The organism is Martelella endophytica, assembly GCF_000960975.1.
GTDB classification, from domain to species: Bacteria; Pseudomonadota; Alphaproteobacteria; order Rhizobiales; family Rhizobiaceae; genus Martelella; species Martelella endophytica.
This window is the reverse complement of record NZ_CP010803.1, coordinates 348,917-362,527: the sequence shown is the minus strand read 5'-3', so window position 1 is coordinate 362,527 and position 13,611 is coordinate 348,917. Positions and strand designations below refer to the sequence as shown.

15 protein-coding genes are annotated in these 13,611 nt (G+C 61.1%); 14 read left to right on the top strand and 1 reads right to left on the bottom strand.

Going from position 1 to position 13,611, the window contains the following annotated elements:
- Positions 1-31 precede the first annotated feature (31 nt).
- From TM49_RS01635 to TM49_RS01570, 14 genes are all read left to right on the top strand, one after another.
- On the top strand, positions 32-1,939 hold the full coding sequence (locus TM49_RS01635) for a phage/plasmid primase, P4 family (protein WP_244464776.1): 1,908 nt from the start codon (positions 32-34) through the stop codon (positions 1,937-1,939).
- 429 nt (positions 1,940-2,368) lie between these two features.
- On the top strand, positions 2,369-3,163 hold the full coding sequence (locus tag TM49_RS01630; RefSeq protein WP_045679254.1) for a hypothetical protein: 795 nt from the start codon (positions 2,369-2,371) through the stop codon (positions 3,161-3,163).
- A gap of 47 nt (positions 3,164-3,210) precedes the next feature.
- A complete protein-coding gene (locus TM49_RS23820; protein ID WP_244464775.1) occupies positions 3,211-3,675 on the top strand; it encodes an HNH endonuclease in 465 nt (154 codons plus the stop codon).
- A 23-nt stretch (positions 3,676-3,698) separates the two neighbouring features.
- Positions 3,699-4,235 (top strand): hypothetical protein, encoded by a 537-nt coding sequence (locus TM49_RS01620; protein WP_244464774.1) that lies wholly within the window; start codon positions 3,699-3,701, stop codon positions 4,233-4,235.
- Positions 4,207-5,937 (top strand): terminase large subunit domain-containing protein, encoded by a 1,731-nt coding sequence (locus TM49_RS01615; RefSeq protein WP_244464773.1) that lies wholly within the window; start codon positions 4,207-4,209, stop codon positions 5,935-5,937. The genes TM49_RS01620 and TM49_RS01615 overlap by 29 nt, the downstream gene beginning before the upstream one ends.
- Positions 5,937-7,274: a phage portal protein gene (locus tag TM49_RS01610; RefSeq protein WP_045679251.1), complete on the top strand. Its 1,338-nt coding sequence runs from the start codon at positions 5,937-5,939 to the stop codon at positions 7,272-7,274. The genes TM49_RS01615 and TM49_RS01610 overlap by 1 nt, the downstream gene beginning before the upstream one ends.
- A complete protein-coding gene (locus TM49_RS01605; RefSeq protein ID WP_045679250.1) occupies positions 7,261-8,124 on the top strand; it encodes a head maturation protease, ClpP-related in 864 nt (287 codons plus the stop codon). The genes TM49_RS01610 and TM49_RS01605 overlap by 14 nt, the downstream gene beginning before the upstream one ends.
- Positions 8,121-9,443 carry a phage major capsid protein gene (locus tag TM49_RS01600; protein WP_045679249.1) on the top strand — a complete coding sequence of 441 codons (1,323 nt, stop codon included), beginning with the start codon at positions 8,121-8,123 and terminating at the stop codon, positions 9,441-9,443. The genes TM49_RS01605 and TM49_RS01600 overlap by 4 nt, the downstream gene beginning before the upstream one ends.
- Before the next feature lie 497 nt (positions 9,444-9,940).
- Positions 9,941-10,294 (top strand): hypothetical protein, encoded by a 354-nt coding sequence (locus TM49_RS23815; RefSeq protein WP_244464772.1) that lies wholly within the window; start codon positions 9,941-9,943, stop codon positions 10,292-10,294.
- Positions 10,288-10,857, top strand: coding sequence for a head-tail connector protein (locus TM49_RS01590; RefSeq protein ID WP_045679247.1), 570 nt, complete (start codon positions 10,288-10,290; stop codon positions 10,855-10,857). The genes TM49_RS23815 and TM49_RS01590 overlap by 7 nt, the downstream gene beginning before the upstream one ends.
- The gene (locus TM49_RS01585) at positions 10,854-11,444 is read left to right on the top strand and encodes a hypothetical protein (protein WP_045679246.1); all 591 of its coding nucleotides are present in this window, start codon (positions 10,854-10,856) and stop codon (positions 11,442-11,444) included. Before TM49_RS01590 ends, TM49_RS01585 begins: the two co-directional genes overlap by 4 nt.
- A complete protein-coding gene (locus tag TM49_RS01580) occupies positions 11,438-12,013 on the top strand; it encodes a class I SAM-dependent methyltransferase (protein WP_045679245.1) in 576 nt (191 codons plus the stop codon). The genes TM49_RS01585 and TM49_RS01580 overlap by 7 nt, the downstream gene beginning before the upstream one ends.
- Entirely contained in the window at positions 11,995-12,342 is a 348-nt protein-coding gene (locus TM49_RS01575) for a phage head completion protein (protein WP_158498592.1), read from the top strand. Before TM49_RS01580 ends, TM49_RS01575 begins: the two co-directional genes overlap by 19 nt.
- On the top strand, positions 12,339-12,749 hold the full coding sequence (locus tag TM49_RS01570; RefSeq protein ID WP_045679244.1) for a DUF3168 domain-containing protein: 411 nt from the start codon (positions 12,339-12,341) through the stop codon (positions 12,747-12,749). Before TM49_RS01575 ends, TM49_RS01570 begins: the two co-directional genes overlap by 4 nt.
- Before the next feature lie 432 nt (positions 12,750-13,181).
- Here TM49_RS01570 and TM49_RS01560 read toward each other — a convergent pair whose 3' ends face one another.
- On the bottom strand, positions 13,182-13,541 hold the full coding sequence (locus TM49_RS01560; protein WP_144409431.1) for a hypothetical protein: 360 nt from the start codon (positions 13,539-13,541) through the stop codon (positions 13,182-13,184).
- Between the last annotated feature and the right edge of the window lie 70 nt (positions 13,542-13,611).

Sequence of the window (13,611 nt, the reverse complement as noted above, 5' to 3'; positions counted from 1 at the left end):
GCGCGCCGCCTATGCGAAAAACCCGGACCCCTTGCCCGTTCTGGAGGCTGAAGAGGAAGAGGCTTCCCTGAAGCTCTCGCCTGACGAAATTCTGGAGGAATGTGCGAGCGAGCCTGAGACAGACATCGGCAACGGGCGGCGTTTTGTATGCCGTTATGGCGACCGTGCGCTCTCGGTGATCAATGTCGGTTGGCACGGTTATGATGGCGCACGCTGGAAGGAAGATCCTTCAGGATCGATCGTTCGGGCATGGGCGCATAGGACAGCCGAATTCATAGACGATGAGGCGATCCTGCTTGATTGCTCGGAAGACGAACGTGCCGCAATTGAGGCCGGTCGCTTAGCGCGCGAACGCATGCGGGCAATGGGTAAGCCACCGTCGAACAATGACAACGCCAGCGAGGAGCGCCTCAGACATCTGGAAGAGCTTATTGCCGATGCGGCGGAAGCTGAGAAGGAAAGGGTGAGGCTTGGGCCAGCGAAGGCGGACTGGCCCGACGAAGTGCATGAAAAGCTTGCCGGTGTCAAAGCCCGGATCAAGAAGGGGCGGGACGCCGATCGTGAGAAAAACAAGATGATCGACGCGACGGCCTCTTGGACCGAAAAGGACTACGAGGAATACGGCGCCCTGGAACGGCATGTGGCGAGGATGCAGGCTGTGGAGGATGATCGCTCCGGCAGGATATCATCGCGGCACAATCACGCCAAAAGTTCATGCTCGACCAACAAGCTGAACTGCATGCTGAGCGAGGCGACGCCCTATCTCTCGAAAGAGGTCGGCGAATTCAATCGTGATCTCTACGCGATCAATTGCCATTCCGGAACGCTGCGTTTCATCTGCGAGGAAGTGGATGGTCAACGGTTCTGGAAAGCCCGAATAGACCGGCACGCGGCGCATGACCTGATCACCAAGCTTGCAGAGGTGAAGCTTGAACGGGATGCCATCGCGCCGGTTTTCGAACGGTTCTTCCAGCAGGTTATGCCCAACGCCGACCTTCGAGCCTATATTCAGCGTTTCATGGGCTATTGCCTTCTCGGTCAGACTGGCGAGCAGTGCCTTTTGTTCTTCTATGGCGCCGGGCGAAACGGCAAATCCACATTTGTGGACCTGATGGTCGAGATCATGGGCGACTACGCCGTTTCGATGTCGATCGACAGTTTCGCGGGCGACAAACGCCGATCTGGCGCCGAGGCGACGCCTGACCTTGCCAGACTGCCCGGTGCGCGCCTGGTGGCGGCTTCCGAGCCCGAAATGGGGGTCCAACTGAAGGATGCCTTGATAAAGAGCCTGACAGGCGGCGAGACGATTGCTGTGCGGCGGCTCAATCAAGATTTCTTCGAGCTCGACCCGCAGTTCAAGATCATCCTTTCGGGCAACCATAAGCCGGTGATCCGCGATGACAGCGACGGGATCTGGCGACGGGTCAAGCTGGTGCCATGGGATGTACAGATACCCGAGGGAGAGGTTGACCGCGATCTGCCACGCAAGCTCAGAGCCGAAAAGGCGGGCATCTTCGCGTGGATGGTGCGTGGCGCGCTGGACTATCTGAAGCGCGGGCTGATGGAACCGGAAGGTATCTCGGCCGCGACGCGGGAATACCGCGAGGAAAACGATCCGTTGGGGGCCTTCGTGCGCGGAGCGTGCATCGTCACCGGCCGCGACGATGATACCGAGACGCCTCTCGACCTGTTCAATGCCTATCAAAAGTTTGCTAGGCGCGAGGGGCTTTCTGACTTTCGGCAACCGACCTTCACCAAGCGGTTCCCTGACCAGGCGCGCAAGAGCTGGGTAGGCGAGGACGGCGCCATGCACATGTTCCGCAAAGGCAAGCGCAGCGTCACCATCTATTTCGGCATCAGGGTGAAGGAGGATTTCCGGGACAATGGCGAGCAGCAGCCGCCTCCCTACAGGGATGAGGAGTGGCCTGTTGATCTATAAACACGCTCGATCCCGGACCCTTTGGCATGACAGGGCGCCCAGCTTCCCGCGCATGCCTTGCTGTTTTGCTCCCGCAGGGAATGAAATCGGGATGCTGGGGAGGGTAGGGCAGCGGTCGTTCTGTTTGCTTCCCTGCCAAAAGGTTTGGAAAATCAACGGGTTTGGAAGGTAGGGAAGGTAGGGAAGGTAGCCGCAAAGCTACGCGTGACGCGCGCGAGATAGAAAAGACACATGCGGCCTACGCCGCATGAATATGTACTGCAGGTCGCGCGCACATGTGTAGGGTTTTATCTATCTTCCCTACCTTCCCTATCCTCCCTTACTTTTAAGAAAACACAATAAAATCAATGAGCGGTGAAAGCGTGTCAGGGAAGGTAGGAGCCGAATGAGGGAAGCAAACTCTATAATCAGGGAAGGAAGAGCGATACGATGAGGAAGATGACAATCGAGCAGCTTTTGACCTGGGCTTTCACGGAAGAGCTATGCAAGGCGCAGGGTGGCGGAAGGCTGATCCCGGCCATGCAGAGCGCGAGCGCGATCTATGGCGACATCGAGACGCTTGGCACGCTGATCGATCGCTCGCCGAACGGATGGGGCGTGATCCCGACATGGTCGGATGTCGATGAGCCGCATGCCGATGCGCTCAAGGTCGGGCAGGCAGTGAAGGCGCTGACGAAGGACGGGTTCGACATACCGGTCGACTGGTATCCGTTTCCGGAATGGAGTGATGAGCGCGGGCTGATCAGGGCGGAAGTCGATCGGGTGCTGGCGGGCGAGCGGGCGCGGGGCGAGCGGCAGACGGGGCGGCATGCCTATAACCTCATCGTCACATGCGCGGTGCTGAAGCGCGGGCCGGACTGGCGGGCGGATCGGCCGAAGGAAAGGATGGTCGAGCACAATGGCATGCCGGCATGGTTCGTCATGAAGCGGTTCAAGGATGCGTTCGGCAAGTCGCGCATGGTCGAGGTGGATGGCAGGGACAAGCGGTCGCGGCGGCCGGTGAAAGGGGCGTACCGCAAGTATGTGCTGTCTGATCCACTGCGTGGCGCGATCCTGTCGCGGCTCGACTGGATGGTGTGGCAGGCGGCGCTAAAGCTGCTCGACAGGGAGCTTGACCACACCCTCAGTTTCGGAAACACTTTGCCCATGCGCTTCGATCCTGCGCCATGGGTGGGGAAGTTTCAGGCTGTTTTGCCAGAGCAAAGCATTGATAAAGCTGGATAATATCGCCTTCACTTTTTCCTTGATTTGCGCCGGTAAGTTGACATAGCTTGAGCACACTGAAAAAGATCAGAAAACACCCGCCAGCGGAAAGCCCGCTCGGCGGGTTTCGTTTATGCGGGAAAGCCGCGGCATCATCGGACATCATGGGCAGACTGAAGGCAATCGGATCGCGGCTGACTGCAGCACCGGGCTTGCTTCCGCCGTCCGTGCTGACCGGCGAGAACGGTGAACGTAAGCGCGACGCCGTTGTGTCGTGGCGTCAGTGGTACAAGACGAGCCGATGGCAGAAGCTGCGATGGAGCGTGCTGGTCCGTGATCAGTTCCGTTGCCAGATGAAAGGCTGCGGCAAGATCGAGACCAACACCTCGCTGCTCGTGGCTGACCATAAGCGTCAGCATCACGGTGACCCTGTGCTGTTCTGGGATATCAACAACCTCCAGTGCCTGTGCAAGGCCTGCCATGACGGCGCGAAACAGCGCGCCGAGCGGCAGAGGGCCGGCCGGCATCGCTGAGGGGGAGGGTGGGTCAAAAGTCCATGGGCGTCGACAGCCCAGACCCGCGCCCCCCACATTCAGGGATTTTTTTTGCTGTGACCGTGAATTTTGACCTCTTCGGCAACCCGTTTGTCGAAAAGCCGCGTCGGCGTGGGCGGCCAAAGCATGAGGCCACTGCGAAAACACGTAAGCGTGTCAGTATGTTAGTGGCCCTTGGGTGGGGAAATCAGCGGATTGCTTCCACCCTGCAGATCACGCTTCCGACGCTGCACAAGTATTATTTTTATGAGCTGGCCGAGCGGGAAGCGGCGCGCGACATGCTGGAGGCTCGCCGACTTGAGATCGCCTGGGACATGGCCGAGGGCGGCAATGTCGGGGCGCTGCGGGAATTCGGCAAGCTTCTCGATCGCAATGACCGGATGGAAGCCGAGCGGCTGTTCGAGAATTCTCCGGACGCGGCCGTCGAGAAGCCGGAACGGATCGGCAAGAAGAAGATGGACGATCTGCGGGCGCTCGATGCGGACGCCGACCTGATGGCGGAGCTTGAACGTGAAGCCAGCCATAACGCACATCACTGACGATCTGCCGCGCTTCGCCTGCCCGGACTGGTGGGAGAAGCTGCAGGCCGGTGAAACGCCGATCCCTGAAATCCCGCTCGACGAGAAGCGGGCGGCGCGGGCGCTGGCGTTCTTCAACAGGCTGAAGCTTCCGGACGTTCCCGGAAACCCGCCCTTGTCGGAAGCATGCGGCGACTGGTTCCGTGACATTCTGGTGGCGTTTCTCGCCAGTCAGGATCCCGTGACGAAGCGTCGACTGGTCTGGGAACTGCTTTGCATGGTTCCCAAGAAGAACTCGAAGACGACCTATGTCGCAGCCCTCGGCCTGACGGCGCTGTTCATGGAGGACGCGCCGAACCGTCAGATGCTGATCGTGGCGCCGAGTCAGAACATTTCCGAACGTTGCTTCGAGCAGGCGCAGGGGATGATCAAGCTCGACGAGAAGCTGTCGGATATCTTCAAGGTGACCGATCATCAGAAGTTCATCACGCGTCGCAAGACGGGGACGGACCTCAACGTCAAGACCTTCGACACGTCGATCGTGACCGGGGAAATCCCGATCCTGACGATCATCGACGAGCTGCATGAACTGGGCAAGAAGGCCAAGGCCTCGCGGGTGATGCAGCAGATCAGAGGCGGCGGCATCACGATGCAGCGCGGCCAGGTCCTGATGATCACGACCCAGTCGGACGAGGAGCCTGCCGGCATCTGGAAAACCGAGCTGGACAAGGCCCGGGCGATCCGGGACGGCAAGGGCGGCTCGTCGCCGATCATGCTGCCGGTGCTCTACGAGTTTCCGAAGGAGAAGCAGCTCGACGAGGCGTTCTGGCGCAACCGCGAAAACTGGCATCTGGTGCTGCCGAATATCGGGCGTTCAATCGACGCGATCGCGCTTGAGGACGACTACGAGAACAACGGGCGGGTCAGCAAGGAAACCGAGCAAATCTGGTCGAGCCAGCATCTCAACATCGAGATCGGCGTCGGCCTTGCCGGTGACAGCTGGTCGGGTGCGGCCGAGTGGGGCAATTGCATCGACGAGACGCTGGACAGCCTCGACGCCCTTCTGGAGCGTTCGGAGGTCTGCACGATCGGTATCGACTGGGGCGGCGCCGACGACCTCGCCGCGTTGTATGTCATCGGACGCGAACAGACCACGAAGGTCTGGCTCGGCTGGGGGCATATCTGGATCAGGCCGAAGGTCTACGAGGTTCGCAAGGGGATCGCCCACAAGCTTCGCGCCTTCGAAGAGGCCGGCGAACTGACGGTCGCCCGCAACAGCGAGGAGCAGGCCGCGCTTGCCGCCGCAGTCTGTCGCAAGGTGTATGACAGCGGGCTTTTGCCGGAGACGGCCGGCATCGGCCTCGACAGTGCCGGTGTCGCGCTCCTGATCGACGCTCTTGAAGCGGAGAAGCTGGAGCCTCCTCTGGTTCAGGCGGTCACGCAGGGCTGGAAGCTTCAGACAGCGATTTCGTCGGTCCCGCTCAAACTCGAAGATCGCCGCTTTCTGCATGGCGGTCAGGCCTCGATGAACTGGGCCGCAGGCAACGCCAAGCAGGAACTGAAAGGTAGCAATTACGTGGTCACCAAACAGGTTTCCGGCGCGGCAAAGATTGATCCGCTGATGGCGCTCTTCGATGCCGCCATGCTGATGTTCCTCAACCCGCAGGCCAACAGGATGGATATTGGCGAGTTTCTGGCCGACCCGATCATGGTGGCCGGCTGATGAACTGGTTTGTCAGGGCGGCCGCCGCCCCGTTCAAGGTCTTCAATGCGGTTTCCGATGAGGTCGCGAAGGACCGGCGCCTGCGCCTGAGCGATGGCGCGGGCTGGTCGCGCTTCGCCGGGCGCACGTCGTCATCCGGGAAGGTCGTGACGATCGACAGCGCGCTGCAGTTGTCAGCCGCATGGGCGTGCATCAAGACGACGGCGCAGGCCGTGTCTTCTCTGCCTCTCGCCGTATACGAGCGCGCTGCCGACGACGACAGGGTGCGGATCGACGATGACCCTGTCTCCGAGGTGCTGACAGACAGCCCCAATGCCGATCAGACACCGCTCGAATTCTGGGAGGGCATGGTCGCATGGCTGGTGACGACGGGAAACGCCTATGCCGAGCGGATGGAGATCAACGGGAAGCTTCGCGCTCTCGATCCGCTTCAGTCGGAAGGCATGAGCTGCATACCGGAACGCAAGCCGGACGGGACGCTGGTATACCGCGTGACGGATCGCGGCAGAACTGAAGAGCTGCCACGCGACAAGGTGTTTCACCTCAAGGGTTTCGGGCAATCGCTCCGCAACCGCGACGCTGGCCTTTCGCCGATCGCCGCCGGTGTCAATTCACTCGGCGCGGCAATGGCAGCTGAAGAGGCCGCCGCCAGCGTCTTTGCCAATGGCATGAAGCCGTCGGGCTTCTTTTTGTTCGATCAGCTTCTGACGCCGGAGCAGCGCGTACAGGCGCGCAAGGCTCTTGTCGATCCGATGACGGGTTCGGGCAAGACCGGTTCGGTCGGCATTCTGGAGGCCGGGGTCAAGTGGCAGGGCGTAACGCTCAATCCGGAAGACGCGCAGATGCTGGAAACGCGGCGCTTCGACGTCGAGGACATCTGCCGCTGGTGGGGTATGCCGCCAATCATCATCGGGCACGCCGCAGACGGCCAGACAATGTGGGGATCGGGTGTCGAGCAAATCCTGTTGTCGTGGAAGACGCTCGGGATCGACCCGATCTGCAACAGGATCGAAGCGCGCATCCGCAAGCAGCTGATCCGCCCCTACAGCTCGCGGAAGCGCTACGCGGAATTCAACCGCGAGGCGATGCTGCAGATGGATTCTGCCGCCAAGTCCGCATTCCTGTCGGCGATGGTGCAAAACGGTCTCATGACCCGCGGGGAAGGTCGCTCGAAACTCAACCTTCCGTTCAAGGACGGTACGGATCAGCTGACCGCGCAGACGAACCTGGCGCCGCTCGACCAGCTGGGTGCCACGAAAGAAGGCAGCCAGTTGCGTGCCGCGCTGCGGACCTTCCTCGGCGTCGAAAACGAAGGAACCAGACATGACAATTCGTAACCTGCCATCCGCCGTCGTCAATGTTCGGCCGGGCGTCCGGTCGGATGTCTCCGCCAAGGCCATTCAGCGCTGGAACCCGGACGTTCATGCCGCAACTGAAGACCAGGCCGACGAAGACGCGACGATCTCCATTCTCGATGTGATCGGGCAGGATTACTGGGGTGAGGGCGTCACGTCGAAGCGGATCGATGCCGCCCTCAGGAACATCGGAAAGCGTGACGTGACCGTCAGCATCAACAGTCCGGGCGGGGACTATTTCGAAGGTCTGGCGATCTACAACAAGCTCCGGGAACACCCGGCGAAGGTGACGGTCAAAATCCTCGGAATTGCGGCCTCGGCGGCTTCGGTCATCGCCATGGCGGGCGACGAGGTTCAGATCGCGCGCGCCGGTTTCCTGATGATCCACAATACATGGGTCGTTGCCGCCGGCGACCGCCACGCGCTTCGCGATGTCGCCGACTGGCTGGAGCCCTTCGACGGCGCTGCCGTCGACATATACGCCGCCCGCACGGGCATTGCAGCCGACAAGCTCGGCGCGATGCTCGACCGCGAGACCTGGATCAGCGGCGCTTCGGCCGTCGACCAGAAGTTCGCGGACAGCCTGCTGCCCTCCGACGCCGTTTCGGAGGGCGCCAGAAATCAGACCGGCCGAGAGATGCCGGCGGAACGCAAATTCGATCTCGTCGCAGCTCGCGCCGGGATTTCACGCTCTGAGGCCCGCGAACTTCTCGCCGGCATCAAAGGGGGCACGCGAGACGCTGCCCGTCACGGCAAGCCGGACGCTGCCGTCATCACCGAGGTCGAGGACCTCATCCGCAAAATGAAATCCATGACAGGAGATCAGGCATGACCAAGATGCTTATGCCAAGCATTGCGCTTGCCGCCCTGATGGCGCAGCGTCCCGCGGCCGTTATCGGCACGGTTCGCAACGAAACCAATCCGGGCGACCTTGAAGCGCTGATGAAGGAAACCAAGGAGGTTCTTCAGCGCGTCGAGAGCGACGTCAAGAAAACCGCCGAGGAGGCGCTGAAACAGTCGAAGGACACCGGCGCCACCACGACCGAGCTGAAGAAGAACGCCGACGCTCTTCTGACGGCTCAGAAGACGCTGGGCGACAGCCTGGAAAAGATCGCGAACCGGCTCGAAAAGGTCGAAACCCGGAATTCCGATCTTGAACAGCAGGTCGCGCAGCGCGGCCGTGGCGGCGGCGGGGATGTCAAGTCGTTCGGCCAGCTGGTTGCCGAGAACGAGGTTATCCGCGCCTTTGCCGCCAATGGCAGCAAGGGGACGGCGCGCCTCGCGCTGCCGGTCAAGCAGGCGATCACCTCTGTATCGCCGGGCGCCGGTGGGCTGATCTGGTCGGATCGCGAGACCGAGATCGTCGGTATGCCGAAACGTCAGATGACCATCCGCAGCCTTCTCATGCAGGGCTCGACCGGCTCCAATTCGATCGAGTATGCGCGGCAGGTGACCCGGACCAACAATGCCGGCCCGGTCAGCGAAGGCGCGATGAAGCCGGAATCGACCTATGCCTGGGAGCAGGAAACGGCGAATGTGCGGACAATCGCGCACTGGGTACACGTTTCCCGGCAAGCCATGGAAGACGCCGGACAGCTGCAGACGGAAATCGATGGCGAGCTGCGCTACGGCCTGATGCTGGCGGAAGAGGGTCAGTTGCTCAAGGGTGACGGAACCGGGCAGAACCTGCACGGCCTGATCCCGAACGCGACCGATTATTCCGCTGCCTTTGCCGTGACTGGCGAGACGATGATCGACACGTTGCGGCTCGCACTTCTGCAGGCGTCGCTGTCTGAGTACCCGGCCGATGGCATGGTGCTGCACCCGACTGACTGGGCTCGCATCGAACTGACGAAGGACGGCGAATTCCGCTATATCTTCGCCAACGTGATGCAGCTCGCCGGCCCGCAGCTCTGGGGCCGCCCGGTGGTCGAGACACAGGCGATGGATCAGGATGAGTTCCTGGTTGGTGCCTTCAAGATGGCCGCGACCATCTATGATCGCATGGATCCGGAGGTCGTCGCTTCCTCGGAAGACCGTGACAACTTCGTCAAGAACATGATCACGGTTCGCGCCGAAGAGCGTCTGGCGCTCGCGGTCAAGCGCCCGGCCGCGCTGGTCAACGGCGACTTCGGCAACGTCTCCGGCTAATCCCGGCTATCTTTCACCGAACCGGGCGGCATTGGTCGCCCGGTTCTCCCTCCGGAGAACGATATGCGCATCAGACCGCTCAAGAGCGTGACCGGTGATTATGGTTCGTTGCGGCGAGGTCGTATCGCCGAAGTAGAGGACCATCTCGCCGAACGCCTCATCCGCAAAGGCCTTGCTGTCCCCTACGTCACGGAGGCGGCCGGAACGGCAACCGAAAACCCTCGCCAGTCAGGCCGGGATATCCCCGCTGGTGGCCAGACTGGGAAGGCGAAACAGTCTGCATCATTGCAGGCGGACCCAGCGCCCGAGAAGCGCCGATCGAGGAAGCGCGGGGCCGCTGCCGGGTCATAGCCATCAACAATGGCTGGCAACTGGCGCCATGGGCAGACATTCTCTATGCCTGCGACTGCGCCTGGTGGCAAAAATATCGCGGCGTTCCCGCGTTCTCGGGGCTGAAGCTCACCGCCGATCGTGCGCTGACCCGGAAAGACTGGGGTGTGCATCGCATCGAGGTGACCCGCCACGACGACAGGATCCTCGTCAATCGTCCGGGCGTCACGGGCTGGGGCGGCAATAGCGGGTTTCAGTGCCTCAACCTCGCGGTTCAGTTCGGCGCCGCCAAGATCATTCTCGTCGGTTACGACATGCGGATCGACAAGGGCGTTCACTGGCACGGCCTGCACGAGGGGCTCAACAACCCGACAGAGCGCAATGTCAGCCGCTGGCGGCGCGTTGTCGACGATGCTGCCGGGCCGATCTCGGCGATGGGCATCAAGGTGATCAATGCAAGCGCCGTTTCAGCGCTTGAGAACTATCGTAAAATGGATTTTCGCGAGGCACTCGAATGCTGATCAGACTTGGCCAACCGTCCGGCCTTGCGGTTCCGCTCGATCAGATGAAGCGCGAGCTGGTCGTCAATTTCGACGACGATGACGACCGTATCGAGAAGCTGACCCGTTCGGAAACCAGCCGCTACGAAATCTTCACGCGGCGGATCATGGTTCCGGGGAACTTCGAAATGTGCTTTGGCTGCTTTGCCCGCAGGCTGTTCCTTGATGTCGGCCCGGTTCGCTCGGTCATCGAGATCGCCTATTTCGACGAGGACGGCGTCGAGCATACCGTCTCCGATGATCTCTGGTCACTGGAGCCCGCGGACACGACGGCCTCGATCAGGTTTGGCGATGCCTTTGTCTATCCAGACCTTGGAGACGGGGACTGGCCGGTGCGCGTGCGGTTTTCGGGGGGATACGACCTTCCGGATGCAAGCGGCAGCGGAGACGACCCGGCGCTCGCGCAGGACCCGGCCGATGCCACGAACATCATGCATCTGGTCAAGCGCATCTATGACGGCGGCGAGATCATGAGCGAGGCGGATATGCGGCGGATGATGTCGGGGCGCCGGGTTCTTCGATGACGCGGGTCGTCTGCGTTCTGCGGTCCGGGGGCGAATACGGTCCCGAGCATGTGCTGAGGCTTCAGCGGCAGGTCTCGCTGTTTTCGCAGGCGGATTTCCTCTGTCTCAGCGACTGCGCGATCGACGGGGTCGATACGCTGCCCTTGCTGTTCGACTGGCCGGGCTGGTGGGCCAAGATGGAGCTGTTCCGGCCTGATATCGCCGGCCCGTTGTTCTACCTCGACCTCGACATGGCGATCACGGGGCCGCTGGCCGACCTGATGGCGATCGGGCGTCTTGCGATCATGCGGGATGTCTATCGACCTGACGGCCTTCAGTCGGCTGCGATGCTGTTGCCTGAAGCTGACCGCCGCCCGGTATGGAACGCCTGGATTTCGGACCCGCGCTCCGCGATGCGGCGGTTCCGGCGCGGTGGCGACCAGTCATTCCTCGAGCAGTTATGGCTGCGGCGGGCGGTTCGACTTCAGGACGAATTGCCCGGAAGCATCGTCAGCTACAAGGCCGATGTCAGAGAGACCGGCAATATCGGGGTGGCGAGCATCGTCGCCTTTCACGGAAAACCGAGACCATGGGACGTCGGATGGTGATCAACAAGGCAGTGGCCGAGCGTGGCAAAACGATCATGAAGCGGTTGCCATCCGGCCCGTGCCGTGCCGCGGAGATCGGTGTGTTGCGTGGCCATCTTTCCGGATGGCTCCTCGATCGCCACGATCAGCTTCGCCTGACGATGGTCGACAGCTGGGCGGCGCGCGAACAGCAGACCGAAGCGTACAAGGCGACCGGCGACGAACATGCGTTTCACGATGCATGGCGGACCGGGCGGCATATGGAAGAGGCTCTGGCCTCGGTTGCACGCTTTGATGCCGAACGGTTCCGTATCCTCCACGGCCGGTCTGTCGACATGGAGGCCAATGTAGAGGACGGCAGCCTCGATCTGGTGTTTCTCGACGGCGATCATTCCTATGACGGTGTGCGGGCTGACATCGATGCCTGGTTGCCGAAGCTCGCGCCGGGTGGCTATCTCGGGGGGCATGACTACAGGAACCCCGATCCGCGATTTCGCTTCGGTGTGACGGATGCTGTCGATGAATGGGTTTCCGTCGTCGGTCTGACGCTCGAAACGGATGCCAATTTCACATGGTGGGTGCGGCTTTGAACCGGCGGCTGATCGAGGCGGTTGCATTCCTGGAACCCGTTTCCACACAAGGCGCCGGCGGCGTGACGACGACAGTCTTCACCCAGCGGTATGCGTGCCGGGCGGAGTTCATCTATTCGAAGGGCTCGGAAGTCGTTGAAGCGGCACGCCTGGAAGGGCGACCGATCTACAAGCTCAGGGTCCGATCCTGCAGCGCCGTTCGCGCGGTTACGACGGATTGGCGGCTGAGGGATGCCCGTCGCAATGTCGAGTATGCGATAATCGAAGCAGACAGCATCACCGATCGCAGGTGGACCTATATCGTGATCGAAGGGGGGAAGGCGGGATGAGTGCTGATGTCGCGCTTCAGGACAGCATCTACAGCGCCTTGATCGCCGACGCTGCCGTATCCGCGCTTGTCGGCGCACGCGTCTACGACAACCCGCCCGCCGCTCCGGTCTATCCGTACATTTCGTTCGGTCCTTCACAGAACCTGTCGGAGTTCCTGTCCTGCCTCGACGCGGAAGAGAACTACCAGCAGATCGATGTCTGGACGAAGGAAGGCGGCTCCAAGCGTGGAAACAAGGTGATCTGTGGCGCGGTGAAGAAGGTGCTTCACCTTCAGGAACTCACCCTCGCCGATCCTTTCGCGCTGGTGATGATCCGGGTCGACGATGTCCGCATTATGGACGATCCCGACGAGCAGATTGCCCATGGCGTCGTCACGGTCGCGGCGTTTACCGAAGACCATGGTTGAGGGGGTAGTCGAACTGCAGCGCCGGTGGGCGCGGCTTCCAAGCGCCATCCGTGTCTCCCTTCAGGATGCGATGGAGACGGGTGCCAAGGAGACCGTCGCAGCGATGAACAAAAATACGCCGATCCCGGAAATCGAGGTGGATTGGACATGGGGTAGCCCGCCATCGGGATCCGTGACGCTCGCATCGGCTGAAGTGTCACCGGGCACTTCCAGTCTCCGGATCACGATCTATGCAACCGCAGTCGTTGGCGCCGGCTCGTTTCCCGCCGTGGCTCGTTGGTTCGAGTTTGGGACGTCTGAACGACACACACAGGTTGGACGATACACCGGGCGCATCACAGCGCAGCCCTATTTCTATCCTGTATGGCGAGCCTACAAGAGACGGGTCAGGTCACGCATGACGGGGGCAATAAGTAAGGCGATACGGAACCTTTAGTCCGGAAGGTCGATATTCGCTTCGGAATTACTCTTCGCCAGCTGCGTGAGCAACTCATTGCACGCCGCATTGGTGCCCGCGAAAATCATGGCCGTCGTCACACGCCCATTAACACGATCATATGCAGCACTGTAGTCTGACTTCGTCGCACCGAGAGACTTCGCCTCGCTCATGTTTTTGTTCTTGTCGGAATACACCTGCTGGACCGCTCGATAGTCGAGATAGCCACACTTCTGAGCCAGAACGTCAGCCCCTGCCGCCTTGTTGAGAGCAACCTCCATCGGAGTGTACGTCTCTACGGTTTGACAGCCGGCCAGAGCCACAGTCGATAGTATAATTGCAACGCTGAACTTCATTTGCGCCCCCTCTTTTGATCCTCGCATTGAGTTCGATCGGGCGCCACGGTGTCAATCATGAAAATCAAAA

Coding starts and splice junctions, on each gene's coding strand:
- TM49_RS01630 (WP_045679254.1), top strand. CDS start 2,369: ATGAGGAAGATGACAATCGAGCAGCTTTTGACCTGGGCTTTCACGGAA.
- TM49_RS01620 (WP_244464774.1), top strand. CDS start 3,699: ATGGGCGTCGACAGCCCAGACCCGCGCCCCCCACATTCAGGGATTTTT.
- TM49_RS01610 (WP_045679251.1), top strand. CDS start 5,937: ATGAACTGGTTTGTCAGGGCGGCCGCCGCCCCGTTCAAGGTCTTCAAT.
- TM49_RS01605 (WP_045679250.1), top strand. CDS start 7,261: ATGACAATTCGTAACCTGCCATCCGCCGTCGTCAATGTTCGGCCGGGC.
- TM49_RS01600 (WP_045679249.1), top strand. CDS start 8,121: ATGACCAAGATGCTTATGCCAAGCATTGCGCTTGCCGCCCTGATGGCG.
- TM49_RS01590 (WP_045679247.1), top strand. CDS start 10,288: ATGCTGATCAGACTTGGCCAACCGTCCGGCCTTGCGGTTCCGCTCGAT.
- TM49_RS01585 (WP_045679246.1), top strand. CDS start 10,854: ATGACGCGGGTCGTCTGCGTTCTGCGGTCCGGGGGCGAATACGGTCCC.
- TM49_RS01580 (WP_045679245.1), top strand. CDS start 11,438: ATGGTGATCAACAAGGCAGTGGCCGAGCGTGGCAAAACGATCATGAAG.
- TM49_RS01575 (WP_158498592.1), top strand. CDS start 11,995: ATGGTGGGTGCGGCTTTGAACCGGCGGCTGATCGAGGCGGTTGCATTC.
- TM49_RS01570 (WP_045679244.1), top strand. CDS start 12,339: ATGAGTGCTGATGTCGCGCTTCAGGACAGCATCTACAGCGCCTTGATC.
- TM49_RS01560 (WP_144409431.1), bottom strand. CDS start 13,541: ATGAAGTTCAGCGTTGCAATTATACTATCGACTGTGGCTCTGGCCGGC.